This window comes from Candidatus Woesearchaeota archaeon (genome assembly GCA_016180285.1).
Classification (GTDB): Archaea; Nanobdellota; Nanobdellia; order Woesearchaeales; family JACPBO01; genus JACPBO01.
In genome coordinates, this window is record JACPBO010000017.1 from 1 (window position 1) to 769 (window position 769).

A 769-nucleotide genomic window follows, 5' to 3' on the forward strand; every position below is an offset into this window, starting at 1 on the left:
ATATGATGACCATAAGAACATCGCTTACTATCCACGCTGTCAGAACGCCAGTCACCCCAATCCCTAAGACGACCAGACCGATGGCTAGGAAATATCTAACCATGAAAGAGAGCGTGTAATAGATCCCTGCTTTGGCAGTCCTATTCAATCCTACAAGAGTCATCATGAAGAGTTGGCCGATGGTGTAGAACCACACATCAATGGATGCTAAGGCAATCCACTCTGAAGCAGCTTGACCCTGAAATACTGTGTCGACAATCCAGCCAGCTGAGAAGAAAAGGATCAGTGATGATGCGGTCGACAACGCAATGGAGATGGTGAGGGATGCTCTGAAGACTTGTACTGCTTTTCCTCTTCGACCTGATGAGAGAAAGTCAGGTATGAGTTTGGCTACTGCTGGGGGAAGGGGCATGTTTGTCAAAACTGTCTGTGGAAGAGATAGGTTGGCAATGGTTGCCACTCCAAAGATGATTATTTGCAGTCCTGTTATGACTCCAATTTGTGATGTGGGTAGTAGGTTGGTGATAGTGGCAAAGTAAGCGGTATTGGCTAGCAGTAGAACGATGCTTGAGAAGTAGATGGAGGTGGCGCCTCTCGCCACGGAAGCATCAGAACTGTCAAGCATAGATGAACACAGGAGTAGGTGTAGCCTTTGGATAGGGGATTATATGCCTTCACGCTGATTGACGGTAAAGCACAGTTTATCTGGACAGTTGGGCGCGTATCAAGATTATTTGGATGTTTGACTGTGAGTGGAACTTGATAGAGG

1 protein-coding gene is annotated in these 769 nt (G+C 46.8%); it reads right to left on the reverse strand.

Annotated features, from left to right (window positions below; genetic code table 11):
* The coding region (locus HYU07_03820; GenBank protein ID MBI2129344.1) for a hypothetical protein at positions 1–625 on the reverse strand (625 nt) is incomplete at its 3' end.
* Positions 626–769: the final 144 nt, after the last annotated feature.